Annotated in this window: 22 protein-coding genes; 8 read left to right on the top strand and 14 right to left on the bottom strand. The window is 60.4% G+C overall.

Annotated elements, in window-relative coordinates; translation table 11 throughout:
* The first annotated feature begins 173 nt into the window (after nt 1–173).
* The 3 genes from MUN80_RS03780 to MUN80_RS03770 all read left to right on the top strand — a co-directional run bounded on the left by MUN80_RS03780 (nt 174) and on the right by MUN80_RS03770 (nt 4,093).
* Nucleotides 174–773 (top strand): gluconate 2-dehydrogenase subunit 3 family protein, encoded by a 600-nt coding sequence (locus tag MUN80_RS03780; RefSeq protein WP_244719829.1) that lies wholly within the window; start codon nt 174–176, stop codon nt 771–773.
* A gap of 115 nt (nt 774–888) precedes the next feature.
* The gene (locus MUN80_RS03775; RefSeq protein WP_244719827.1) at nt 889–2,565 is read left to right on the top strand and encodes a GMC family oxidoreductase; all 1,677 of its coding nucleotides are present in this window, start codon (nt 889–891) and stop codon (nt 2,563–2,565) included.
* 190 nt (nt 2,566–2,755) lie between these two features.
* Nucleotides 2,756–4,093 (top strand): family 1 glycosylhydrolase, encoded by a 1,338-nt coding sequence (locus MUN80_RS03770; protein WP_244719825.1) that lies wholly within the window; start codon nt 2,756–2,758, stop codon nt 4,091–4,093.
* A 12-nt stretch (nt 4,094–4,105) separates the two neighbouring features.
* On the opposite strand, the gene MUN80_RS03765 is transcribed toward MUN80_RS03770, so the two are convergent.
* The 7 genes from MUN80_RS03765 to MUN80_RS03735 all read right to left on the bottom strand — a co-directional run bounded on the left by MUN80_RS03765 (nt 4,106) and on the right by MUN80_RS03735 (nt 10,147).
* On the bottom strand, nt 4,106–4,690 hold the full coding sequence (locus tag MUN80_RS03765) for an immunity 53 family protein (RefSeq protein ID WP_244719822.1): 585 nt from the start codon (nt 4,688–4,690) through the stop codon (nt 4,106–4,108).
* Nucleotides 4,691–4,774: 84 nt separating this feature from the next.
* Nucleotides 4,775–6,286, bottom strand: a complete 1,512-nt coding sequence (locus MUN80_RS03760; protein WP_244719820.1) for a catalase — start codon at nt 6,284–6,286, stop codon at nt 4,775–4,777.
* 309 nt (nt 6,287–6,595) lie between these two features.
* Entirely contained in the window at nt 6,596–7,543 is a 948-nt protein-coding gene (locus tag MUN80_RS03755) for an SdiA-regulated domain-containing protein (RefSeq protein ID WP_244719818.1), read from the bottom strand.
* 46 nt (nt 7,544–7,589) lie between these two features.
* Entirely contained in the window at nt 7,590–7,883 is a 294-nt protein-coding gene (locus tag MUN80_RS03750; protein WP_244719816.1) for a hypothetical protein, read from the bottom strand.
* Between the two features lie 90 nt (nt 7,884–7,973).
* A complete protein-coding gene (locus tag MUN80_RS03745; protein WP_244719814.1) occupies nt 7,974–8,861 on the bottom strand; it encodes a sensor histidine kinase in 888 nt (295 codons plus the stop codon).
* Nucleotides 8,765–9,343 (bottom strand): hypothetical protein, encoded by a 579-nt coding sequence (locus tag MUN80_RS03740; RefSeq protein ID WP_244719812.1) that lies wholly within the window; start codon nt 9,341–9,343, stop codon nt 8,765–8,767. Before MUN80_RS03740 ends, MUN80_RS03745 begins: the two co-directional genes overlap by 97 nt.
* Nucleotides 9,344–9,469: 126 nt before the next feature.
* On the bottom strand, nt 9,470–10,147 hold the full coding sequence (locus MUN80_RS03735; protein WP_244719810.1) for a response regulator transcription factor: 678 nt from the start codon (nt 10,145–10,147) through the stop codon (nt 9,470–9,472).
* 108 nt (nt 10,148–10,255) lie between these two features.
* Here MUN80_RS03735 and MUN80_RS03730 point away from each other — a divergent pair, with 108 nt between their 5' ends.
* From MUN80_RS03730 to MUN80_RS03715, 4 genes are all read left to right on the top strand, one after another.
* Nucleotides 10,256–11,188 (top strand): hydrogen peroxide-inducible genes activator, encoded by a 933-nt coding sequence (locus tag MUN80_RS03730; RefSeq protein WP_244719808.1) that lies wholly within the window; start codon nt 10,256–10,258, stop codon nt 11,186–11,188.
* A 63-nt stretch (nt 11,189–11,251) separates the two neighbouring features.
* Nucleotides 11,252–12,025 (top strand): alpha/beta fold hydrolase, encoded by a 774-nt coding sequence (locus MUN80_RS03725; protein WP_244719806.1) that lies wholly within the window; start codon nt 11,252–11,254, stop codon nt 12,023–12,025.
* 81 nt (nt 12,026–12,106) lie between these two features.
* The gene (gene pulA, locus MUN80_RS03720) at nt 12,107–14,116 is read left to right on the top strand and encodes a type I pullulanase (RefSeq protein WP_244719804.1); all 2,010 of its coding nucleotides are present in this window, start codon (nt 12,107–12,109) and stop codon (nt 14,114–14,116) included.
* 65 nt (nt 14,117–14,181) lie between these two features.
* Complete coding sequence (locus MUN80_RS03715; protein WP_244719800.1) at nt 14,182–15,018, top strand: MIP/aquaporin family protein; 837 nt, start codon at nt 14,182–14,184, stop codon at nt 15,016–15,018.
* 259 nt (nt 15,019–15,277) lie between these two features.
* Here MUN80_RS03715 and MUN80_RS03710 read toward each other — a convergent pair whose 3' ends face one another.
* From MUN80_RS03710 to MUN80_RS03700, 3 genes are all read right to left on the bottom strand, one after another.
* Nucleotides 15,278–17,617, bottom strand: coding sequence for a patatin-like phospholipase family protein (locus MUN80_RS03710; protein WP_244719797.1), 2,340 nt, complete (start codon nt 17,615–17,617; stop codon nt 15,278–15,280).
* Between the two features lie 138 nt (nt 17,618–17,755).
* The gene (locus MUN80_RS03705) at nt 17,756–18,127 is read right to left on the bottom strand and encodes a DMT family protein (protein ID WP_244719794.1); all 372 of its coding nucleotides are present in this window, start codon (nt 18,125–18,127) and stop codon (nt 17,756–17,758) included.
* 366 nt (nt 18,128–18,493) lie between these two features.
* Nucleotides 18,494–18,730: a hypothetical protein gene (locus MUN80_RS03700; protein ID WP_244719792.1), complete on the bottom strand. Its 237-nt coding sequence runs from the start codon at nt 18,728–18,730 to the stop codon at nt 18,494–18,496.
* A gap of 403 nt (nt 18,731–19,133) precedes the next feature.
* Here MUN80_RS03700 and MUN80_RS03695 point away from each other — a divergent pair, with 403 nt between their 5' ends.
* Nucleotides 19,134–20,102, top strand: a complete 969-nt coding sequence (locus tag MUN80_RS03695) for a GDP-mannose 4,6-dehydratase (protein WP_244719789.1) — start codon at nt 19,134–19,136, stop codon at nt 20,100–20,102.
* Between the two features lie 77 nt (nt 20,103–20,179).
* Here MUN80_RS03695 and MUN80_RS03690 read toward each other — a convergent pair whose 3' ends face one another.
* The 4 genes from MUN80_RS03690 to ruvX all read right to left on the bottom strand — a co-directional run bounded on the left by MUN80_RS03690 (nt 20,180) and on the right by ruvX (nt 25,252).
* Nucleotides 20,180–23,020 carry a S9 family peptidase gene (locus MUN80_RS03690; protein ID WP_244719787.1) on the bottom strand — a complete coding sequence of 947 codons (2,841 nt, stop codon included), beginning with the start codon at nt 23,018–23,020 and terminating at the stop codon, nt 20,180–20,182.
* Between the two features lie 99 nt (nt 23,021–23,119).
* Nucleotides 23,120–24,097 carry a zinc dependent phospholipase C family protein gene (locus MUN80_RS03685; protein WP_244719785.1) on the bottom strand — a complete coding sequence of 326 codons (978 nt, stop codon included), beginning with the start codon at nt 24,095–24,097 and terminating at the stop codon, nt 23,120–23,122.
* A 139-nt stretch (nt 24,098–24,236) separates the two neighbouring features.
* Nucleotides 24,237–24,845, bottom strand: a complete 609-nt coding sequence (gene def / locus MUN80_RS03680; RefSeq protein WP_244719783.1) for a peptide deformylase — start codon at nt 24,843–24,845, stop codon at nt 24,237–24,239.
* Nucleotides 24,842–25,252 (bottom strand): Holliday junction resolvase RuvX, encoded by a 411-nt coding sequence (gene ruvX, locus MUN80_RS03675; protein ID WP_244719781.1) that lies wholly within the window; start codon nt 25,250–25,252, stop codon nt 24,842–24,844. Before ruvX ends, def begins: the two co-directional genes overlap by 4 nt.
* Between the last annotated feature and the right edge of the window lie 41 nt (nt 25,253–25,293).

Raw genomic sequence — 25,293 nt, 5'->3', positions numbered from 1 at the left:
TAAGCCCGGCTTGCGTAAGCGGGTTGTATTCACATAACGCATTGATTATTTTATCAATTGGCCGGACAAAACCCCGCTGGGCCGGTTAAACAGGTGCCCTGAAGCTCAACGGCAATAACCTTCCGGGCGCTTAGCTCGTCAGTAACGTATCTTTTATGGCTTTCCTTCCCGATATGGCTTCTTCTGCTTACCCCGCAGGCACCGTACGTGCCCTGCTGGCCACCGACCTTGTGACCGAAGCCACGCGTACGGCCCTGCAGGCCCGCCTCGACGCGCCCGACTACGAGCCCCAGTTTTTTGATGCGGCTACCTACGAGCTGCTGCGCATGGTGGCGGCCCGCCTGTTTCCCCAGCCCGACCGGGACTCGCCCATCGAGCTGGCCCCGGCTATCGACCAGCGCCTGCTCACGGGCGGCTCCGATGGCTGGCGCTACGACGTGCTGCCTCCCGATCGGGAAGCCTACCGCCTGGGGCTGGGTGGCATCCGGGAAAGCGCCCGGGTTATATTCGGGGCCCCGTTTGAGGAGCTGACGGGCCTGCAGCAGGACGCTGTACTGCAAGCCGTGCAAAACGAAACCGCGCCGGGCCCACTCTGGGATACGCTGTCGGCTAACCGCTTCTTCGAGGAGCTGCTGGCCGAACTGACCGAAAACTACTACGCCCACCCCCTGGCCCAGGAAGAAATCGGCTACGTGGGCATGGCCGACGTGCCCGGCTGGAGCAAAATCACCCTCAACCAAAAAGAAGACCGGGAGCCAGCGGTGAATGAGTGATTGAGTGAATGAGTGAAGTGGATTTTCGGCTGGCGCAGCCTTGCGGCAACAGAACAACTCACTCATCTACTAATTCAAGCATTCACTATCTCACTCATTCACTCATTCACCGTTTATGCCCGACGAAGAAACCTTGGAAGAAGGCATTCTGAACCCCGTTAAGCCGGAAATTCAGGATCCGCTGCTCCAAAGCCTGCTGGCCGATGCCCCGATGGTCGAAAGGCCCATCGTGCCCGAACCCGCGCCCCTGGAAATTCCGCTGCCCGCCGAAACCGTGGATTGTATTGTCATCGGGACTGGGGCCGGTGGGGCGCCGCTGCTGGCCCGCCTGGCTATGGCCGGCCTGAAGGTGGTGGCCCTGGAGGCCGGCCCCTGGCACGACCCGAAAAAGGACTTTGCCACCGATGAAAAAGCCCAGGAATTTCTGTTCTGGAACGACGAGCGGCTCTCGGCCGGCCACGACCCGGTGGCCTTCGGCAAGAATAACTCGGGTACCGGTGTCGGCGGCTCTACGCTGCACTACACGGCCTACACCCCACGCCCTCAGCCCGAAGACCTGCACCTGCACCGCGACTTTGGCGTGGGTCAGGACTGGCCCTTCGGCTACGAGGAGCTGGAACCCTACTTCGAGGAACTAGAGCAATTTCTGGGTATTTCAGGCCCGACGCCGTATCCGTGGGGGCCGGCCCGCCGCAAAGGCTACCCGCTGGCTCCGCTGCCGCTGAACGGCGCCGCCCAACTCATGCAGCGGGGCTGTGAGGCGCTGGGAATCAGGACGTCGCCGGCGGCCAACGCAGCGCTGTCGGCACGCTATTACCAGGAAGGCGTAGGCTGGCGCGAGGCCTGCACCAACCGGGGCTTCTGCCAGGCCGGCTGCAGCACCGGGGCCAAGGCCAGTATGGACGTGACCTTTCTGCCCCTGGCCGCCGCTTATGGTGCCGACATCCGGCCCGGCTGTTACGTGACGGAAATCGAGCGGGACGACACGGGCAAAATCACCGGCGTTATCTATCAGCAGAATGGAGTAGAGCAGCGCCTGCGCTGCCGCCACCTGTTTCTGTGCGCCGGCGCCGTCGAAACGCCGCGGCTGCTTTTGCTCAACGAATTGGCCTTGAGCAGCGGGCACGTGGGGCGCAACTTTATGGCCCACCCCGGCGTGCAGGTCTTCGGCACCTTTGCCGAGGAAGTCCGGCCCTTCAAGGGCATTCCCGGCTCGTTGATTTCCCAGGATACCTTCCGCCCCAAGGATGCCGATTTTGCCGGTGGCTACTTGCTGCAAAGCATAGGCATCATGCCTGTCACGTTTGCCGGACAGGTGGCCCGGGGGCGTAAACTATGGGGTGAGCCGCTGCGCCAATACATGCAGCAGTACAACCACATTGCCGGCATCAACATCCTGGGCGACTGTCTGCCCCACGCCGACAACTTCCTGGAACTGGCCGAGGAAAAAGACGCCCGCGGCCTGCCCAAGCCCCGGTTGCACTTCACCAACCACGAAAACGAAATCCGGATGAACGCCCACGCCGAAAAGCTGATGCGGCAGATCTGGGAAGCCGCCGGCGCCACCGATATCTGGGCTTTTCCCCGCTCGGCTCACGTCATCGGCACGGCCCGCATGGGCCTTTCGGGCGACGACGCCGTGGTGGATGCCAACGGCAAAGCTTTCGACGTGCCCAACCTCTACATCTGCGACAACTCGGTGTTCCCCAGCGCCCTGAGCGTGAATCCCGCCCTGACTATCATGGCCCTGGCCCTGCGCACCGCCGACAAATTCCTGGAAAACCAGAAGTAGGCCGAGCGTCTTATATCCCGAGCAGTGCCCGAAGAGCAAGGTGGTAGACCGGCGTTGTTTTAGCAAACAATGACCCCTAACGCAAACAAACTCTGGCTCAACAGATTATTTACCTAGCCCTTATCAGCTACCAGAGTCAATACTTCCCCGTCCTTGCTTCTGTCAGGAAGCTTTGGTCAACCAGCATCGTATGGCGAAAGACTTTTTAAAGCATATCAAAGCCCGGTTCGGGGAAGGCAACTATGCCGGCGACGAATACGGCGGAGCCGGGGGGCGCGACGGCAGCGGCCTGCCTACCGGAGAGCCCGGCAACTTCATGTTTGCCACCGGCATCGAGTGCTCCTATCCCACCATCGACAATGGCAAAACCCGGCGCGACCTGCTGGCCGAGTGCGGGCACTACGACCGGTGGAAAGAGGATTTGGCCCTGGTAAAAGACATGGGCCTGAAGGTGTTGCGCTACGGATTGCCCTACTACCGCATTCATAAAGGGCCGGGCCAGTACGACTGGGAGTTTGCCGACCAGGTAATGGCCGAGATGCAGCGCCTGGACATCACCCCGATTCTGGACCTGCTGCACTTCGGCCTGCCCGACTGGCTCGGCAACTTCCAGAACCCCGAGCTGCCGGTGTACTTTGCCGAATACGCCGAAGCCGTGGCCCGGCGCTACCCCTGGGTGCGGTACTACACGCCCATCAACGAGATTTTCGTGACGGCCCGCATGAGCGCCAAGGACGGCATCTGGAACGAGCAGCTGCGCTCCGACCAGGCCTTCGTGACGGCCATGAAGCACATTGTGGCCGCCAGCATCATGGCCAACCAGCAGATTGCCCAGGTGAGGCCCGACTGCATCATTGTGCAAAGCGAGTCGGCCGAGTACATCCACGAGCTGCGCGCCAACCCCTGCGCCCGGATCAAGCTGGAAAACAAGCTGCGTTTCCTGTCCCTGGATTTGCTCTACGCCCACCACCCCGACGCCGACGTGCTCAATTATCTCTACGACAACGGGATGACTCGTGAGGAGTACGACTGGTTTATGGCCGGTGAGCCGCCGGGCTACCAGGTGATGGGCAACGACTACTACGGCCGCAACGAGCGAATCATCTTGCCCAACGGCGAGGAGTGTACCAGCGTGGACGTGCTGGGCTGGTACAACATCACCCACGAGTACTACCTACGTTACCGCAAGCCGGTGATGCACACCGAAACCAACGTCTTCGACGCCCACGATGCGCCCACCTGGCTCTGGAAGCAGTGGGTCAATATTCTCCGGATGCGCGAAGAAGGCATTCCGGTGCTGGGCTTCACCTGGTATTCCCTCATCGACCAGGTCGACTGGGACATAGGCCTGAGCCAGAAAGTGGGTAAAGTCAACGCCTGCGGCCTCTACGACCTCGACCGGAACCCCCGCAAAGTATCCGAAGCCTACCGCCAGCTCTTGCAGGAGTACGGCCAGATTACCATCGTGCCCCACGGGGAAATGTTCCAGGTAACCAAGCAGCCCGCCACGCTAAAGGTGGAGGTGTAGGTGCGTAAGGTTTTATCGAAGGGTTTGTCTCGAATAAATATAATTCCAGCCGTAGTTGTAAGTCAGCATCAGGAGCCTGTCCATGTCGGTGTCTGATGTTTGAGCAAGCTCTTCCAGGGCTGGCTTTATTCTGTGCGCTAACTCGCGCCCTCTATCTGGCATAGTCTGCGCTGTTACGCCCTCTGCCTCTATGAGCTGCTCGAGAAGCTTGCCTATCGGTTTTGGCAGGCCTCTGTCTAGCGTAAATCCCTCGGCAATAGGAATAACGCGGGAGCTTGTATGCTGGTGAAGAAAAGCTTCTTCTCCAAATTCAGCCAAAGCTCGGAACTCATTTAGTAGAAACTCAAGCTTGGTTGGGTCACCTGAAGCGTCAAACACTTTATCTACTACCTTGATGTAGTGCCAGTCATCGGCTGATTCTCCAACTGATACTTCCAAGCGAATGTCTTCCAAGTCGGTATAAGCCAGGTCTATTCTAACCCACCAGCCAGGATTGTCGAGCGTCTCAATTTTGACTCCGTATTCATGCTCCCACTCTCCATCACACTGCGAGAGGTACCAGTTTTGAATCCACGTTAAGATGTTTGCCTGCTTCATTAACTGAAAGTAATGAAAACCAAACAGCCGACCTCCTTACGGAAGCCGGCTGTTTGTGCAGAAAAAGGCAGGTCAGGTAGTAAGCTAAACCGTAGCGGCTGCTACGTGTTGCGTGGGCATCTCCACATCCACGCCCAGGCCTTTGGCAATGGCCATGCCCAGGCGGATGTCGGCGCGGAACCAGTGGCAGAGCTGGCGCTGAATGATCAGGTCCTTTTTCGGGCCGCTGATGCCGCTCATCGAGCCCACGATGTTGTCGATGAGGTTGCGCTGGGCCTGGGCATCGAGCAGGCGGAACAGGTTGCCGGGCTGGGTGTAGTGGTCGTTGTCGCCGGGGCCTTCGTTGCGGTCGAACCGGTCAGCGTAGAGGCCGTCGAGCAGTTCGGCGGGTTCCCCTACAGTCTTGTCTTCCATCGGGCCATCGAAGGAGTTGGGGAAGTAGTTGGGGCCGGGGCCGCCGTTGTCGCCGAGGGCCATCTGGCCGTCGCGCTGGTAGTTGCTGAAGCCGTAGGGGCAGGCATTCACGGGCAGATGCTCGTAGTTGGCCCCGAGGCGGTAGCGTTGCGCGTCGGGGTAGCCCAAGAGGCGGCCCTGCAGCATTTTATCGGGCGAGTAGCCGATGCCGTCCACCACGTGGGCCGGGGCAAAAGCGGCCTGCTCGACGTGGGCGTGGTAGTTGACGGGCACTTCGTTGAGTTCCATTACGCCTACTTCCTGCAGCGGAAATTCGCCCTGGGGCCACACTTTGGTCAAATCGAAGGGGTTCCAGCGGAAGGTGCGGGCCTGCTCCTGGGTCATGGTCTGGATGAACATCTTCCAACGGGGAAAATTACCGTTGTCGATGGCCGCTACCAGGTCGTGCTGGGCAAAGTCGGCATCCTGGGCCTTCATCTGGGCCGAGTCGTCGCTGCTGAAGTTCTTGACGCCCTGCTCGGTGCGGAAGTGGAATTTCACCCAGGTACGCTCATTGTTAGCGTTAATCAGGGAGAAGGTGTGGGAGCCGTAGCCGTGCATGTGGCGGTAGCCGTAGGGCGTGCCGCGGTCCGACATCAAAATCGTGACCTGGTGCAGGCTTTCGGGGTTCAGGCTCCAGAAGTCCCACATCATCGTCGGCGACTTCAGGTTGCTCCGCGCCTCGCGCTTCTGAGTGTGGATAAAGTCGGGAAACTTCACCGGGTCTTTCACGAAGAACACCGGCGTGTTATTGCCTACCAAATCCCAGTTGCCGTCTTCGGTGTAGAACTTCAACGCAAAACCGCGGGGGTCCCGCTCGGTGTCGGCCGAGCCTTTTTCGCCGCCCACAGTGCTGAAGCGGGCAAACATGCGGCACTCATTCCCGATTTTGCTGAAGAGCTTGGCCCGGGTCAGATGGGTGATGTCGTGCGTCACGGTGAAGGTGCCGTAGGCCCCGGAGCCCTTGGCGTGCACCACGCGCTCCGGAATCCGCTCCCGGTTGAAGTGAGCCAGCTTTTCGTGCAGAAAGTAGTCCTGCAGCAGCAGCGGGCCCCGGGCACCGGCCGAAACCGAGTTCTGGTTTTCGAAAATCGGGCGGCCCGCCGCCGTAGTCAGCTTCTTGGGTTGAGTGGATTCTTCCATTAGAAAAGAAATGCAGAAAAAGATTGGAGGTCGACTGCGCCCGACTGAACCGGCGCGGAGCAAAGGTTGAGCTTAAGGATGTATAATGAAAATTGATAATGTTGATATTGGTATAGCATGTATTGATACTGAAAGCAGAAAGCCCCGAGCTGACCTGCCGCAGCAGCTCAACTCGGGGCTGATATAGAATTGCTTGACCCGTATGAACAGCAAGCCATGTAACTGTCATATCTCCCGTTGACCGACATGACGAGGGGGCAAAGGTGGTTTTCGGCAGACTTATGAGCGGCCGACACCGGTTGAATCCTCTTACCGGCTCTGGGTGCGGAACAGGTAAATGCTGGCCTCGCCCGAGCCTTTACCCGCTTCGGTGGCCACGTACAGGTCGCCGCTGGGGGTGAAAGTCATGCCTTCTGCCTGGGGAAACAGGTCGTCGGGCAGGGGCTGAGCGGCCAGTAGCTGCCCGTTCTTGTCGAGCTCCACAATGCCGTTTTGCTTGGCCGACAATACGAATACGTGCCCGGTGACGGGGTGCACGGCTAGGGCCGAGGGCGAAAAGCCTTTTCCGCCGCCTTTCTTTTTGCTCTTCTTGCCCGACTTGCCCGCCGCGGCATCAGTAGCCGGGCTGGAGCTGCGAATGGCTTCCACGTCGAGCACGTAAGCCGGCTTGGGTTCGGCCTTGAAGGTTTCGGGATTCAGGCGGTAGATGGCACGTTGCCCAAAGGAAAGGCCGGCCCCCGGCTCGCCCTTGCAAGCTACCAGCAGGGTTTTCGAGGCCGCGTCATAGGTCAGGCCCTCGGTTTCATTATCGAAGCTCAGGCCGGTTTCAAATTCCTCGGTTTTGCCGCCGGAGTAGCGGAACAGCTTTCCGTCGCTGCGCATAATGAACCAATCGGAGCCCACGCGGGCCACGTCTTCGTAGTCGCCGCTGCCGGCGAAGGGAATGACTCGGTCGACTTTCTTCGTGCTCAGATTGTACTCGTAGAGGTTGCCGGTTTCGTCTTCGATACCGGTAATATGGGTGCTGCCGGCCAGGGCAATGCCCGACAACTCCGCCAGCTCGGACGGCATGGAATACGTAGCGACCGGGCGGGTAAAATCATAGGCCATAGCGGCTTTAGGTGCCGGCTGAGTTGTGCGCTGACTCACGGTCTGGACCGGCAGCGCGGCTTCGGAGGCCGTTGGCTCAGCCGAATTGGTGGCGGGAGAGCTGCACGAGGCGGATAGGAAAATCGAAGCAAAAAGCAGGTTTTTCATAGGAAATCGGTCGGAATAGAGAGCGGAAAGGGGGTGGGAGGCAAGTTTATTGGCTGACAATACGATGGGCCGGCGCGGAAGTATGGCTTTGACACTCGGCAAGTTGGCGGCGCGTTTGGCGGAGCTCCTCGCTCAGCGCCACCCAGGATGCATCATCTTCTTCGTTGGTATCGTCATCGTCGTCGTCGGGGTTGCTGACGAGCTGAGCCGGGGAGGCCGGCGGTGGGGCGGTGGGGGCCGGCGTGCGGTGTAGCAGCAGATACAGATTTAGCCCAAAGGAGAGCAGCAGCATAGCCAGCCAGGCCAGCACAGGGGGAGACGCATGAGTGGTTGGTTTCATCGGGTGCTTGCGTAAGTTCTCTGCAAAGGACCGGCCCCGACATTAACGTGGTCTGACTACCACATTAAAATAACCTGAACGCGCGGCAGCTTACGCGGCCGGCAGCAGCACCGTCACCGTGGTGCCCTGCCCCACGCGGGAGTCGAGTACCAGCCGGCCGGTGTGCACCTGAATAATCTTCTGAGTAATGGCCAAACCCAGGCCGTAGCCGGGCTTGTCGTGGCCGTTGCGGCCCCGGAAGAGGGGCTCCAGCACCCGGGCCGCTTCCTCGGGCGGCAAGCCCGGACCGGTATCGGCCACGGTGAGCTGCAAGGTGTGGCGCGTCTGGTAGCCTAGCTGCACGCGCACGGACTGGTCGGAGTATTTGCAGGCGTTATCGAGCAGGTTGAGCACGGCCGTTTGCAGCAGTTGGGCGTTGCCGCGCATCCCGAATACTTCCTCCACCGACTCAGGCCAGGTCCCAAAATCCACCTGAATGGGGCGGCCGGGGTAGCGCAGCTTGCAGGCATCCACGGCCTGCAGCACCACGTCGTCGAGCGACACAGGGGCGCGGGCAAAGGACGTGTCGTCGGCCTTGGCCAGAGCCAGCAGGCCGTTGGTCAGGTCAATGACTTTCTGGATTTCCTCCACCGCCGAGTCGATGCTGCGCTTGGCGGCGGGCAGCTCGGTGTCATAGGCCGAGGCCGTTTCCAGGGTGCCCAGCACGTTGGCCAGCGGGGTGCGCAGCTCGTGGGAGGCATGGGCCACAAAGCTTTTCTGGTTTTCGAAGGCATGCTCCAAGCCGCTGAGCATCTGGTTGAAGGTCATGGCCAACTGGGCAATTTCGTCCTGCCGGTTGCCCTCGTCCACCCGCCGCTTCAGGTTGGAGGCTGTAATGCCCTTTACCTCGGCCACCATGCGCTGCAAGGGCCGCAACGACCGGTCGGCAAACAGCCAGGCGGCCCGATAATGAGCACCAATGCCCCAAGGTTGCCCCAAAGCAGAATCGACGTCAGCGTGTCGAATTCCCGGCCGCCGAACTGGTCCCGCCCGGCCACGAACACCAGAAAATCCCGCTTTTTGTGCCGGTACAGAATGCCCAGGGTCTCGATCTTGCCCTGCCGGAAACGCGCTGGTTTCTTGCGGGTAATCTTATCAAAATACTCCGCGTCGCGGGACGGGGCGGGCTCGTCTTCCTGGCTTAGGTGAAATACCAGCCGCCGCTGCGCATCATAGATGCTGATGCGCTCATTGTGCATGGTCAGCAAGTCTTTCTTGCGGAAGCTGCGCAGCACGTCGGGGTCCAGGTCGAGGCGGTGAATAAGCAGGTTGGCCGTCTGCTCGGCCTTGCCTTCCAGCCGGTGGTAAAAGCGCAATTCCCGCGCCCGGGCACTGTAGTAATAGATAAACCCCGTCAGGCACAGCTGAATGGCAAACACCAGCGCCATAAACCGCAGAATGAGCTTATTGCGAATCAGCATGGGGTTAATGTGCTAGTGGGTTGGAATGTGCTCAGGTGCTAATGAGGCTACATGTGGGAAATGCGTCCTTGCGAGTGAAGCCAAGCAAGGACAGGACCTCGTTTCTCACATTCCTCACATTTTCCCTTATTCTTCCCGCATCACGTAGCCCATGCCGACCACGGTGTGGATGAGTTTGGGCTCGTGACCTTTGTCGAGCTTGCGGCGCAGGTGGCTGATGTAGACGTCGATGACGTTGGTGTTGGTGTCGAAGTCCAGCTCCCAGACTTTCTCGGTGATGTCGACGCGGGAAACGATCTTGCCTCGGTGCAGCAGCAGGTGTTCCAGCAGGGCGTATTCCTTGGCCGTCAGGTCGATGCGCTGCCCGGCCCGAGTTACGGTTTTGCTTTCCAGGTTGAGCTCCAGGTCCGCCATGCGCAGGGTGCGCTTCACGCTGGCTTCCGTGGCGTTGCGCTTGGTCAGGGCCCGGGCCCGCAGCAGCAGCTCCTGAAACTTGAAGGGCTTGACCAAGTAATCGTCGGCCCCGGCCTCGAAGCCCTGGGTTTTGTCTTCCAGGCTGTCGAGGGCCGTGAGCATGAGCACCGGCACGCGGGCGTTGTCGGCCCGGATGAGCTGGCAGAGCGCGAAGCCGTTGATGTAGGGCAGGTTTACGTCGAGCACAATCAAATCGTAGCTGTTTTGCCGGAACAGCGAGAGGCCCATCTGGCCGTCGAAGGCCACGTCCAGCTCGTAGCCTTCGTTTTGGAAGCCTTTCTGAATAAACGAAGCCAGCTTGGGCTCATCCTCGACCAGTAATAATTTCATGCGCCGCGCAAACAGTAAGCACCTGAACTACGGATGGGTTGCCGGCTTGTTGTATAAGAGAGCCTGATAGAACCGGAGCAGGGTATAGTCAACCCTTATCTTTGCCCCATGACCGTACAGCAGCTGGAATACCTCGTGGCCCTGGATACGCACCGGCAATTCGTGCTGGCCGCCGAGAAGTGCTTTGTGACTCAGCCCACGCTCAGTATGCAGGTGCAGAAACTGGAAGAAGAGCTGGGCGTGCTGCTCTTCGACCGGACCCCCAAGGGCGTGCGGCCCACGGCGGTGGGGGCCAAAGTAGTGCAGCAGGCCCGGCAAGTGCTGCGCGAGGTGCAGCAATTGCAGGAAGTAGTGCAGCTCGAAAAAGGCGACGTGGTGGGCGAGCTGCGTCTAGGTGTCATTCCCACGCTGGCACCCTACTTAGTGCCGCTGTTTCTGGTCGAATTGGCCGAGCGCTACCCCGGCCTGCACCTGCACGTAGAGGAGCTGCAGTCGGCCCAGATAATGGAGCGGCTCAAGGGGCACACCCTCGACGTGGGCCTGCTCGTAACGCCCCTCGACGACCGGGCTTTGCGCGAAATTCCGGTGCTGGAAGAGCCATTTCTGGGCTATGTGGCCGAAGGACATCCGCTGTATACCAAAGCGCTGCTCGAACCCGTTGACCTCGACGCCGACGGCCTGTGGCTCTTGCAGCAGGGGCACTGCTTTCGCCATCAGGTGCTCAACCTGTGCAACCCGCCCGCCCCGACCACGCCCCGGCCCTACACCTACGAAAGCGGCTCCATTGAAACGCTCAAGCAGCTGGTGGCGCGCACCAACGGCTACACGCTGGTACCCGAGCTGTCGGTGCTGGAGGAAGTGGGCCAGAACCCGATGGTGAAGCGCTTTGTGGGGCCCGAGCCGGTGCGGGAGGTAAGCTTGGTGGTGCATCACGGCTTCGTGCGGCTGCCGCTGCTGGCTACGCTGCGCGACGTAATTCTGGCCAAGCTGCCCGCGCGGCTGCAAGTGGGGCAGGCCGGACAGAAAATTCGGTGGAAGTAATGGTTGAGCTTACCCGAAAGCCGGGTGCTTTCCGTACGTCATGGAAAAGCTACTGCCCGACTCATGCCCCAACCCGTTGATTTACCCGCCCTGGAAGCCGGCACCGGGCCGCTGACCTTCGTTTTTCTGCACTACTGGGCCGGCAGCGGCCAGGAATGGCGGCTGGTGCTGGAGGAGTTGAGTGCCGATTTCCACTGCCTGGCTCCCGACCTGCGCGGCTTCGGACAAGCTCCGGCCCCGCCTTTGGGCTACGCCGTGGAAGACTACGCGGCCGACATACTGGCCTTCATCAAGCAGCGCGGCCTGACCAGCTTCGTGCTGGTCGGCCATTCGATGGGCGCCAAAATGGCCATGTTTGTGGCCTCAGAACAGCCAGTGGGCCTGCGCGGATTAGTGCTGGTGGCCCCGTCGCCGCCTACCATCGAACCCATGACGGACGAGGAGCGCAGTGCCTCGCTCAAAGCCTTTGGCCGCCCGGAAGCCGCCGCCGCTACTTTCAATAAAATCGTGGTGCGCCCTGTCTCGGAGGCGGTAAAGGCCAGTATTATCGCAGACAACCTGCGCGCCTCGCACCCGGCCTGGGACGCGTGGATGCGCTATGGCAGCCGGGAGAATATTGCCGCCCGCCTATGCCTGGTGCAAGTGCCCTGCTTTATCCTCACCGGTAGCGCCGACCCGATTATGTCGCCCTCGGTCCACGGCCTGGAAACCTTGCCCTACCTGCCCGACAACACGCCCCTGGAAATTCTGGGTGGCGTGGGCCACCTGCCGCCCCTGGAGGCTCCGCAGGAAGTAGCCCGGCTGCTGCGGGAGTTTGTGGGGAAGAATAGGTTATAGCTTTTTCTGTGTCCTTGCGAGCAAGGTGAAGCAAGGACAGCTCGATTCTCAACCCTGCCTGTTTTTGAGCAACTTTACTCTATGAAGTTTTTGCTCCTCCTAAGCCTGTTCCTGGTGGCCTCTGCCTGCGCTGTTTCCCATAAAACCGGCTCCAAGATTCCCGATTTTGCCGCGTATCCTACCTACACCGGCTCCGACCTGGGCCTGACGTTTGTGCGCGGGCAAGCCCGGTTGCGGGTGTGGGCCCCCACTGCCGAAGCCCTGCAGCTCAAGCTGTATACCGAAGGCGAAGGGGGAGCCCCGGCAGCCACCTACGCCATGGAAAAGTCGGTGGGCGGGACCTGGGTGTACCAGCTGCCGGCCCAGCCCCCGGGTCGGTTCTACGTGGTGCAGGCCACCATCGGGGGGCGGCAGATGGCCGAAGTACCCGACCCGTATGTGCACGCCGTGGGCATCAACGGTCTGCGCGGGGCCCTGCTCGACCCGGCCACCGTGAGTCCGCCCGCCTGGCCCGACGACCGACGGCCCGAGCTCAAGCAGGCTACCGACATCGTCATTGGCGAGGCTCACGTGCGGGATTTGAGTATGCACCCGCAGTCGGGCATCGAGCACAAGGGCAAGTTGCTGGGCCTGACTGAGGCCGGTACTGCGGGCCCGCAGGGCGTGAGCACCGGCTTGCAGCACTTGCAGGAGTTGGGCATTACGCACCTGCACCTGCTGCCCACCAACGACTTTGCCTCCGTGGATGAAAGCAGGCTGAGCGAAAACCGCTACAACTGGGGCTACGACCCGCTGCACTACTCCGTGCCCGAGGGCTCCTACGCTACGAACCCCGCTGACCCCGCCGCCCGCATCCGGGAGTTTAAGCAGCTCGTGCAAACCCTGCACCGCCACGACCTGCGCCTGGTGCTCGACGTGGTGTACAACCACACCGCCGACGCGGCCCGCAGCTCCTTCGACCAGCTCGTGCCCGGCTATTACTACCGCCAGAAACCCGATGGCACCTACTCCGACGCTACCGCCTGCGGCAATGAAGTGGCCTCCGAGCGGACCATGGTGCGCAAGCTCATCGTGGAATCGGTGGCGTACTGGGCCCGGGAGTACCACGTGGATGGCTTCCGCTTCGACCTCATGGGCGTGCTGGACTTGCGCACCATGCGGGCCGTGCGCGTGGCCCTGGATGAAATTGACCACAGCATCTTTATCTACGGGGAAGGCTGGACGGCCGGCAGCAGCCCGCTGCCCGAAACCGAGCGGGCCGTGAAAGCCAACGTGTCCAAGCTGGACCGCATTGCCGCCTTCGGCGACGAGTTGCGCGACGCGGTGAAGGGTCACTACGCCCGCCAGAACGAGGCTGGTTTTGCCAGCGGGCAGCCCGGCCTGGAAGAAAGCGTGAAGTTTGGCATCGTGGCCGCCACCCAGCATCCCCAGCTCGACTATGCCAAAGTGAATTACTCTAAAGCGCCCTGGGCCAAGGAGCCCAGCCAGGCCATCAACTACGTGGCCTGCCATGACGACCGGGTGCTCTGGGACAAACTCACCGTAGCCAACCCCGGGGCCTCGGAAGAAGAGCTCATCCGGATGGACGTGCTCAGCAACACCATCGTCTTCACCAGCCAGGGTATTCCGTTTTTGCCCGTCGGCGACGAATTTCTGCGCACCAAGGGCGGCTCCCACAACTCCTACAACCTGCCCGACAACGTGAACCAGCTCGACTGGACCCGCAAAGCTCAGTATCCGGGCGTGTACGAGTTTTACCGCAAGCTCATCGGCCTGCGCCGCACCCACCCGGCCTTTCGGCTGCCCACCCGGGAGCTGGTCGAAAAGCACTTAGCGTTCCTGCCCGCAACGCCGGCCAACACTATCGGTTACCAGCTGCAAGGCCACGCTGGCGGGGATGACTGGGGTACCATCACGGTGCTGTTCAACGGCAACCGGGCGGCCACTACCGTGCCCCTGCCGGCGGGCAGCTATACCATTGTGCTGCGGGGCCAGGAAATCAACCAGAAGGGCCTGGGCACATTGACGGTGGAAGCCGGGAAGCCCTTGAGCATACCCGCCTCCTCAGCCCTGATTCTGGTGCAGCCCTAGCTCGGCGGTAACAACCGAAGCGCCGGGTTAGCGTTTCACCAAGCTCAGGAGTAGTCTTTCATTCAATGACCTTGTTATCCGAAATGCGCCACGCCTGGCACCGACACTGGTCGCACTACGCGGCGGAGGCGGCAGGCATCGGTTTCTTTATGCTGTGCGGCACGCTGCTCACCATCCTGTTTGAGTACCCAGCGTCGCCGGTGTACCAGGCCCTGGCCGGTCAGGACTTGCTGCGCCGCGCCGGTATCGGGCTGGGCATGGGCCTGGTTATTGTGGTGCTGGTGTACAATCCATGGGGCAAGAAGTCGGGGGCGCACATTAACCCGGCCGTGACTATTGCCTTCTGGCAAATGGGCAAAATCCGGCGGGCCGATGCCTTATGGTACATGCTGGCCCAGCTGAGCGGAGCTTTGCTGATGGGCCAGCTGCTCAAGCTGACCTTAGGCTCTGTCTTTGCCCACCCGGCCGTTAATTACCTGGTAACCGAGCCCAAGGAGCACGGGCAGCTGGTGGCTTTCGGCGCCGAGTTCGTCATTTCCTTTATCCTGATGGTAGTCATGCTGTTGGCCCTGCACCACGAGCGGCTGAAGAAGTCGACCGGCTGGCTGATTGGGGTGCTGCTGCTGCTCTATATCACCTTCGAAAGCCCGCTTTCCAGCATGAGCCTCAACCCGGCCCGCACCTTGGGCAGCGCCGTGGCGGCCCAGAGCTACACCGGCCTGTGGCTATATTGGGTGGCGCCCATAGCGGCTATGCTGCTGGCTACCGTTTTCTTTAACAGTGTCTACAAAGGCGAGGAGCTGGCCTGCGCCATCCTGGCCGGCTGCGAAGCCGCCCCGACAGCCCGCACGCCTCCACGCCCCACGCCACCGAGCCCCCAGTGTACCCGCAGGAAGCGGTGAGATAGTGAAGCGGTGAGATAGTGAAGTGGTGAAATGGTAAGTTGAAAAAGTGTCCTTGCGAGGCGCAGCCGGGGCAATCCGTCCTGTGAAATGTGCTGAGTATCCTTCAGTGAAAAGCCCTTTATGCCAGATGGAATAAAGGGCTTTCTGGTAAAAGGACGGTTGTCACTAGCAGAGGACGGATTGACGCCGCTTCATGCACGGAATGTCGTGCCTGCTCGCAAGAACCCGGTGAACATCAAACTCACCAGTTCACCACTTAATCCAACGACCGGTCGCGGAAGAGGACGTAGCCGATGTGGGCAAACACGCCGAATTTGTTGTCGGCATCGTCGTAGTGGATGAACTGCAGAGAGGCCGGGCCCACGGGCGTTTGATACACAAAGCCGGTCATGGCCGTGAGGTAGGGGCGGCTGATGGTATTGCCGCGCTCGGCCAGCAGCGTGTTGCCTTCCTGCCGCTCCCACTGCCGTACCAGCACGTGCCCGTAGATTTCGGTGCGCCACTCCACCGGACCCAGCACGGCTTTGGTATAGCGCAAGCCCACGGCCGCGTAGGCCGTACCCCGGTAACGGTCTAGAAACAGGGTGCGGGAGTCGGGCAGGGGCAAAAAGGCCGGGGCCGAAGTCAGGGAAGCCCGGTAGGTGGCAAAGGGACCCTGGGTAGTAGCCACGGCATCGAAGATGTAGCCCCAGGCATTCACCTTGCGGCCCACCGAATCAACTTTGTTGAAGGTGAAATACTGTTCAATGAAGAGGCTGGCCTTCAGGAAATTGTGGGTGCGGCTACGCTCGGTTAGGTCGCCGGCGGTGGTGCCGGGCGTGTACTTTTCCTGGGCCGATACCGCCCGCACGCTGAAGTCGGCGCGGCGGCCACTAACGGCATACTGCCGGCGGTTCAGGGAGTTACGCTCGAAGCGGCCGGCCGCCGTGACGCCCTGGAGGCGGTCCAGGTCGAGGGTGGCGTTGGAACTGATTTCGTCGGTATTGGCGTACTGGTCGCGGTTTGTGAACAAGCCCCCGCTGAGGGTGTAGCGGCTGCGGTAGTTGGGGCTGAAGCCAATCTGGAGCTCGGTTTTGAAGTCGCGCTGGCTGAGCTGGGTGTTCTGGGCCGTGGAGCCCAGCAGGCCGCCGGTGTCCTGGTAATTGAAGTTGTTGAACGTGACGGTGGGCTCAAAATACAGCGGAATCCGGCCCGGAATGCTGATTCGGAACGAGCCCCGGGCCCCGTTGTAGAAGCGCCCGATGGTGGCATCAGCCCGCACGGTGTAGAGGTAGCGGTTTAGGTACCGGTAAGCCCCGCCGATGTAGAAGTTGTTCATCGAGCGGGTCGAGAGCATCACGCCCAGGTCGGCAGTGAGGTTGCTGTTCTGGCGGGCATCAATGCCCAGCACGTAGCCTTCCTGCTTCTGGTCGTAGCGGATGCGGGGGTACACGTTGTTGAAGAAGTCGTTGTTGACCAGGCGGTAGTAGCCTTCCTCAATGTCGCCGGGGGAGTAGCTAGTGCCGTTGCGCACGAAGAAGCGGCGCACGAAATCCTGCTGCTGGCGGGGCAGGCCCTGCACGGTTATCTGCTTGAAGTCGGGCCGGGGCGCTTTTTCCTGGAAGGCCCGCCGCCGCTGCTGCAGGGCCAGGGTGTCTTCGCGGCGGGGAATCCGCTTGAGCAGCAGCTCCATCTTCTTATCGGCGGCCTGCTCGCCCAGCTGCAGCAGCTGGCGCACCTTGTTGAAGTCGGCGGCGGTGATGCCGTCCAGGTTGGGCTGGATGAAGATGCCGTTCTTGCCCACCGAAGTCGTATCGGCCACGTTCGAGCCCAGAAACACCAGGGTGCTGGTCAGCAGCTGGTCGTCCTTTTCCTTGGGGTACTTATTGAAGGCCACGTCGCCCACGTTTACCCCGATGATGATGTCGGGCTTAAATTCTTCGCGCATTACACCGGTCGGGAAGTTGTCCACCACGGCTCCGTCGAAGAGGTAGCGGCCGTCGGCCTGCCGGATGGGACGAAAAGCCAGCGGAAAAGCCATGGAGTTGCGCACCGCATCCGACAACGAGCCGCTGCGCTGCACCACCTTTTCGCGGGTAAATACCTCCGAGGCCACGGCCCGGTAGGGCACCAGTAGGTTGTTGAAGTCGTAGCCCGAAATAGCGCCGGCCGGGGCCAGCATGGTGGCCAGCACGTAGTTCAGCGTCACGTCGTCGACCAGCTTGGGCGTCACCCGCGTTTTTAGGGTCGAGTCGACGGCCAGGCGCAGGTGCAGGGCAGCTGGGGTGGGGTCTACGTCGTAGTAGTTATACACCTTGCCTTCGAGCGGCGCCCCCGACACCCAGTTCTGAAACTCGGGCTTGAGCACAATTTCCTCGATTTCCTTGGGTGAGTAGCCCGCCGCGTACAGGGCGCCCACGATGGCACCCATGCTGGTGCCCACGATGTAGTCGATGGGAACCCGGTTTTTTTCGAGTTGCTTGAGCACGCCCACGTGGGCCAGGCCTTTGGCGCCGCCGCCGCTGAGCACGAGGCCCACTTTTTGAGCGTGAAGGGAGGAAGGGAGCAGGAATAGAGCAGCCAGCAACGGGGCCAGCCAGCGGTAGATTTTTTGCATAGGAAACGGGAAAGGCCTTACACAGGCCCGCGGCTTTCCCTACGCATTCAGTTTCGGGGAGTTGCCCCGGCGCGGCGCTTCCCGAAGCTGGGCTATACCGGGCTAGGTGAAAAGGCCCGGGTCAACGCTACGGCTACCCTACCACTTCTTGAAGATGACGTAGACGGCCGCCACCAGCAGCCCGAAGCCCAACAGGTGGTTCCAGCCCAGTTTATCGGTTTTGAATACGTACACGGCGCAGAGCGTGAACACCGTCAAGCTCACCACTTCCTGAATCACCTTGAGTTGAAACAGGCTGAAGGGGCCGCCATTTTCCTGGAAGCCCAGGCGGTTGGCAGGCACCTGAAACACGTACTCAAAAAAGGCCAGGCCCCAGCTAATCAGAATCACGCCGACCAGGCCCAGGCCGTGCAGCCACGAAATCTTCTTGAACTGTAAGTGCCCGTACCAGGCGAAGGTCATGAACAGGTTGGAGATGGTCAGCAGCAGGATGGTATAGAAGCCTTTCATCGGCAAAAGCATAGAAGTACACAGGTGGCCGACCGGCAGGCGGCATAGCGCAGTACGGCAAAAGTTCTAGCTGGGCTGTTCAGCGCCCCGCTATTTCCCCAAGCTTCCTTCCGTAGCTCATGACCATGTAGCCTGGGCCGCTGGGTGCATATCGAAGGGGCTAAAGCCAGCATAAAAGTACAGTCCGGTGTGGTAGTCAGGCCAACTACCACACCGGACTGTAAGGCTTCTCTTAATTTCAGGGGGCTTGGAACACCTAGCTTACCACCGTCCTGAGCGGAAAAACTACCGGTAGATGATCCAAAGGCCCTAAAAAAGTGAAATTCGTGCGCCGTGCCCAAACTCGGGGGCCGGATACGGGAGGCATCAGGAAGAAGCTTGGGCGCGGAAGAGTTGGATTTGCTTGGGGTCCCGAATGGCAAACTGCACAACGTAGTCAGTTCCCCTTCTGACGCGTTTGGCTTCCAGCTCGATGCCGAGTATGGCCATGATTTTCTGAATCAATCGGGGAATGGGCCGCGGGATACGGCCATTCTTGAGGTTCACAATCATGGAATAGTTGAGTTGTTGTTTTTCGGTCCAGGGCTTTAAGTCTCCGTGCATAAGGGAGCTCAGCCAATGCTGAACGTAGGCAAGGCCCTCGTCATAGGAGATGAGTAAGCCCGGGTCTGAGGCGGCTGAAGAAGCCGGTTTCGAATCTGACATGAGCGCGGGTACAAGAGGTGTGGAGCATAGAGGACGGGGGTAAGAGTAGGATAATATATACAAAGTTGTTGAAACCAAGCCTGTACAAAATTGCCCCCATCTGACACCTGCCCCAGGCCAATCGGGAAAACTACGGTCACAATACCGGGTTATAGGAGGCGGGTAGATGGAAAGCGGGTCATCTTTGCCTAGCTTGCCTGCCAATTACCCTACTGCCTCCTTTTCGTTGAAGCAAGCTGAACCAGCACTACCGATTTGCTCGTTGTTTTTGCCCGGCGATTATCCTTACGTTTCTACCTGCTTGCCACTATCTACTGTTTTTGTTACGGGCTGCGCCGGCTTTATCGGCTCCCACTTGTGCGAGCGGCTGCTGCACGACGGCTACCGCGTGGTAGGCCTCGACAACTTTGATTCTCTGTATCCACGGGCGGTGAAGGAGCAGAACCTGGCGGCCTTTGCCCAGCACCCGCACTTCACCTTCTACGAAGCTGACCTGCGCCGGGGCCCGGCCGCCTTGCCCGCCGTACAGGCCGATATTGTGGTGCATCTGGCGGCCAAAGCCGGCGTGGGGCCCTCGGTGCAGCAGCCGGCCGCTTACGTGGAAAACAATGTTATGGGCACTCTGCACCTGCTCGAATGGATGCGGGAGCGAGGCGTTCGTAAGCTGTTTTTTGCCTCCTCGTCGTCGGTGTATGGCAACTCGGCCGAGAAGCCTTTTCGGGAGGATGTGAACACGCTGGCTACCTGCATTTCGCCCTACGCCGCCAGCAAACTGGCCGGCGAGCAGCTGGTGCATACCTATCATCACCTCTACCAGCTCGATGCGCTGAATGCGCGCTTCTTTACTGTGTACGGCCCCCGGCAGCGCCCCGATCTGGCCATTCACAAGTTTGTGCGTCTGCTACAGGCTGGGCAAGCCATTCCGGTGTTCGGCACCGGCAGCACCGCCCGCGACTATACCTTCGTGGCCGATACCGTGGATGGTATTGCCCGCGGCTTGCAGTATTTGCTGACTAACCACGGCGTGTTCGAAACCGTGAACCTGGGCAACAGCCGCCCCGTGCCCCTGCTCACACTCATCGAGGCCGTGGGGCAGGCTGTGGGCATCGAGCCCGAGCTACGCTTCGAGCCCCCGCAGGCCGGCGACGTGGACATCACCTTCGCCGACATTCGCAAAGCCCAGACCCTGCTCGGCTACGCCCCCCAAACCAGCCTGACCGAAGGTCTGCGCCAGTTCGTAACCTGGCTGCCACAGGTGCAAGAGGTGTAAAGCTAGGTAGGAGCCACAAGAAAAAAGAACGTCATGCTAAATTCAGCATGACGTTCTTTTTTGGGTTTGTCCTAAGCTTACGGTGCCGTTTTTACCGCACTGCTCGACGTGGTTTCCAGGCCCCAGTTGCGGCCTTTTTCCACGGCGGGCACGCCGCGCTGCAGCCATACCGGGGCCGGAGCACCCTTGAGGTAATGGTCGAAGAACTGCAGCTCCCGCACCGAAATATCCTTGCGGTTTTCGCGCTTTACCAGGTTGTGGGCCTCGCCGTTGTACTGCAGCAGCCACACGGGCTTGCCCAGGCGGCGCAGGTCGGTAAACATTTCTATGCCCTGGTACCACGGCACGGCCCCGTCGGCGTCGTTGGACATAATCACCACCGGCGTCTGCACCTTGGGCAGGTGGAACAAGGGGGAGTTCTGGATGTAACGGTCCGTCTGGTCCCACAAGGTGCCGCCGATCCGGCTCTGGGTGTGCTCGTACTGAAACTGCCGGCTCATGCCCGACTCCCAGCGGATGCCGCCGTAGGCCGAGGTCATGTTCACGACGGGCGCGCCGGCCCAGGCCGCGGCATACATATTGGTTTGAGTGATGAGGTAGGCCACCTGGTAGCCGCCCCAGCTCTGGCCCTGCAGGCCGATGTGGGCCCCATCGACCCAGCTGTTTTTCTTCAGATCCTCTACGCCGGAGTTGATGAATTCCATAGCCGACGGGCCCGGCTCCCCGATGGTGTAGCTGATGTCGGGGGTGAAGACCAGGTAGCCGTTGCTGGCAAACATGGCAATGTCGAGGCGGGAAGGCGTGGGGGCGGGGGCGGTGTACTTGTAAAGGCCGTCGGAAAGCTTTTCGTAGAAATACACCACCATTGGGTATTTCTTGGCGGGGTCGAAGTTCTCGGGCTTGTAGAGCACGCCGGTGGCCCTATAGCCCTTGGGCGTGGTCCAGTGCACGAGGTCAGCCGTAAACCAGTTGTAGTCCTTCTGCTGGGGGTTGATGCTGCTCAGCTTGGTTTCCTTTTTCAGGTCCCGGCTCACGTACAGGTCGGGCGAGGTGCTCACGTTCGACTTGGTGTAGATAAACGTGTCGCCCTTTTTGGCCTGCATCAGGTTGGAATAGCCGAAGGGCGCCATCACCAGCTGCTCGGGGGCTTTTAAGCTATTGATGCTCTTGCGGGAGTAGCCCCACTGCTTGGTCGTTTCGTTTTGCACCAGCAGCAGCAGCTCTTCCTTAGGCTCGATGAACTTCTTCTTGTCGACGGGAATCGTGTAGCGGAAAATCTGCTTGGTGCTGCGGCCCACGCCGCCCGTGAAGTTCACCGCCACGCCGGTTTTGGGGTCTACTTTCCAAATGTCGTACCGGTCGTAGAGCAGCACGGCCGCGTCGTCCTTGGTCCAGGCGGCCAAGCCGTAGGGCTGTGGGTCGTCGGGCGAGTCGTTTTCCTCGTCGGTAAACGACACGCCGGTTTTGCCGGTCAGGTTCACGGTTTTGCGCCCGTCCACGCCGTAGGCAAACCAGTTCTTATTCGCGTAGTCGTACCACACCACGTATTTGCCGTCGGGCGACATCTGGAACCGGCTTTTGGCCGCTTTGGGGTTGATGGCCACAAACTCCCCGCTCACCGTTGACACCAGGTAGGCCTGCTTGAGCGTGGTGCCTTCCCACTGCATCGAGACCCGCTTGCCGGTGTCCGTCACGGCCAGAATGTACTCGGCGTTGGTGTTTTCGGGCAGGAAGGAGTCCCGCAGGTGCTCGTTTTCCAGCTGCACAAACTTGCCACCCTTCTTGGGGTAAATAACCGCCAAGTAATTGCGCTGCAAATCTTTTTTCAGGGTCTTGAGCTGCATGGGCTGCAGGTAGTCATCCTTGTAGTTCCAGATGTCGAGCTTGGCCGTTTCAAAGTCGACGATGCTCGTATCCTGCGGGATTGGGTCAGGGGCCGTGCCGAAAAACAGCTTCTCCCCGTTCTTGCTGAACGAGACCTTGCCAAAGCCGCTCGGCGACCAGCCCTTGCGCAGCGGGGCCCCACTCGGGGCCAGCAGCACCCGGGCCGAGTCGGCGCCCAGGTCGGAGTAGTACAGGCTAAAGGGCTTCGCCAGAGCTTTTTCCGGGTGCTTCTCGGCCGTGAAGGCCACCTGCTTGCCAGCTTCGTCGAAGGCAATGTTCTTGTACACGCCCTTGCCCGCGCTGACCAGCTTGGCCGTGCCCGAGGCCACGTCCAGTACATACAGCCCCGATTTCACGTCCTTGTTGCCCTTGGGCGCCGTCACCGCAAAGCCCACCTTGTTGCCGGGCTTGCTGATCTGGAACTCTGTCACGTACTCAAACGTGCTGGTCTTGCCCGTGAGCAGGTTTACCACCGTCAGCGGGGCGCCTTCCTTCTTAGTTTCCAGCAGTTGGTCGGTGAGCTTCTTGATGGTGTCGGTCGGCGCCTTTTTGGCCGCGTCCTTCACCGGCAGCCGCTCCCCCAGAAAAGCCAGCACGGCCGCCTCTTCCGCCAGCTGAAACGACTTCACGTTGGGGTACTTGCTGAGCTTGTTGCCGGCCAGGGTGTACACGCCCAGGGAGTCCTTGGGCATGTCGGCGGGCTTTTTCTTCTTGATTTTGGCCTGGCGCACCACCTGGTACGGGGGCCGGATGCTGAAGACGGCAAACTTGGAGTCGGCCGTAAACTGGGCCGAGTCGCCGCGGCTCACCTGGCGCAGGGTTTCGTTGGCGGCTGTCTTGAAATAAAGCGTTCCGTCGCCCTGCTGAGGCTTCACCTGAAACAGCACATACTTGCCGTTCTGGCTGATTTTCTGGTTGGCCACGCTTTGCCACTGGTCGTAGACCGAGTGGTCAAGCGGCTTTTTCGGGGTTTGCTGGGCAACGGCGGGCTGCAGAAAAGCCAGGCCGGCCAGCAGGGCAAACGGTTTATACATCAACAGGTAGATAAGCTCGCGGGAGAGAAGGAAACAGTTAGGATTCGGCAAAAGAAGCAAAACCAACCTAGGGGTTGCAGGCAAATTAGCCGGTTCGGCCTAATCCTCATGCCCCGGAACAGCGGCCTGGGCCGGCGCGTTCTTGAGCTCCGCCGATTCCTTGGCCAGGCGCTGCTTCTCGGTTTCGGAAGTCGTGCGGGGCAGCTTGCCCAGGTCCGGCTGCCCGGCATCGACCCAGCAGGTGTACCAGTAGCTGCTTACCAGCTTCACGGCCAGGCGCATCTGCCGTTCTACCTGCCCGTTAAGGCGCTGGTGATACTCGTTGGTGAAGTCCCGCGAATAGACGCGCACGGTCTGGTTGCCGCGCTCCTCGAAGCCAAACTTACGGTCCTCGGCAAAGTCCTTGGTCAGCTCCCGTTCAAAGCGCAGCACCGAGTCGACGGCCGAGTAGGAGCGTCCCACGGCGTTCCAGATGGTTTGGGTCGGGTTTTTCAGATACACCGGCTGGCCCACGAAAAAGTCGTAGTTGGCACTCAGGATTTCCGGCATCCGGCTTTCCCAGAACCCGTGAATGCCACGCTGCCCAGTGAGCTGCCCGTTGTAGTTGTGGGTGGTGTGCAGCGGCACGCAGGCGTCGGCAATGTAGTGGCCCATGTCGGCCGACAGGCTCAGGATCCGGTCGGCGTCCCGCTTTTTAAAGGCGTCAGTCAGCTGGTATTTCATCTTCACCACCTGCCAGGGCACAATGCCGTGCTTCATCAGCGAGTCTTCCCCGTACTTGGCAATGGCGTCGGCCCAGTTGTGGGGCAGCTTGGTCAGGGCACTGTCGCCGTACACGTCCACGTCGAGGAAGTGGCGCGGGGCCTCGCCGGGCACCACCGAGCGGCGGGAATCGGGCCGGGTGGCGTTTTCAGTTAGGTAGTCAATGTTGGCCTTGTAAAACCCGACCATCTCCGGTGGCAGCGTAAATACCGACAGTCGGTTAATCAGCCGGTGCCCGAAAAAACCCCAGGCCTGGGGCCGGTGGGGCAGCAGCCATAAAGTCGCTAACAAGAATAGAGTAAGGGTTTTACGCATAGAGTAATAATAGGGAATTTCGTTAATTGGATATGTTGTCCTGAGTAAACAGCAACCCCTAAGTAACAAAAAAACTCGCCGGCCCGGCGCGCTTTTCTGCGGCCCGACCGGCGAGTTGTGTTCCTTCAAAATTAGCGGCTTAGCGGCGGCCCTGCCCGGCGAAGCGCATGCGGTAGTCGGCATTCACGTCGCCCTTGCTGATGCGGGTGAGCTTGCCCTTGATGAGCTGCTTTTTAAAGCTGGAAATATGGTCGGTGAACAGCACGCCTTCCAAGTGGTCGTACTCGTGCTGAATCACGCGGGCCGTCATGCCCGAGAAGGTTTCCTCGTGCTGTACGCGCTGTTCATCCTCGTAGCGAATCACGATGGTTTCGTGGCGGTACACGGTTTCGCGCACGCCGGGAATGCTCAGGCAGCCTTCTTCAAAGCCCCATTCCTCGCCGGTTTCACTTACCATCACGGGGTTAATGAAAGCGCGCTTTACGGGCGCCTCCGTCGGATCGGCTTCGGTTTCTTCACCGGCTTCCTCGTCCTCGTCGTCGCCCACCATTGGGGCCGAGTCAATTACGAACAGGCGGACGCTCTTGCCAATCTGGGGCGCGGCCAGTCCGACGCCATTGGCGTGGTACATGGTGGCAAACATGTCGTCGATAAGCTGCTTGAGCTCGTCGGCGGGCAAATCGGCCGGAATATCTTTGGCGCGGGACTTCAGGACCGGGTCGCCGAAGGCAACAATGGGATAAATCATCGGGATTCGAGGAAAGATTGCAAAATCAGGGTGGCACTCACCTTATCGACGGTAGCTTTGTCGCGGCGGTCCTTTTTGGATAGGCCGCCAGCCAGCATGGCCGCATGGGCCATGCGAGAGGTATAACGCTCGTCAATTTCGTGGACCGGCACTTCGGGAAAGTCTTTGCGCAGGCGCCGCACTACGCCCACTACGGCGCTGGTCGAGTCGGTGGCTTCGTTGAGCAGCGTCTTTGGCATGCCAATCACCAGGGCCGAAAGCGGCTCCCGGGCGTGCAGGGTTTTGATGTAGGTCAAAAGGTCCTGGCTGTGAATGGTTTCGAGCGGCGTGGCAATAAGCTGGAGCGGATCCGTGACGGCCAGTCCGACTCGTTTGTGCCCGTAGTCAATGGCAAGGATGCGTCCCATGGAAAGCGTAAAAATGACGGCGACCGGAGCTTGGGCCCCAG

It is taken from the genome of Hymenobacter cellulosivorans (genome assembly GCF_022919135.1).
GTDB classification, from domain to species: Bacteria; Bacteroidota; Bacteroidia; order Cytophagales; family Hymenobacteraceae; genus Hymenobacter; species Hymenobacter cellulosivorans.
This window is presented reverse-complemented; position numbering and strand designations above follow the sequence as displayed.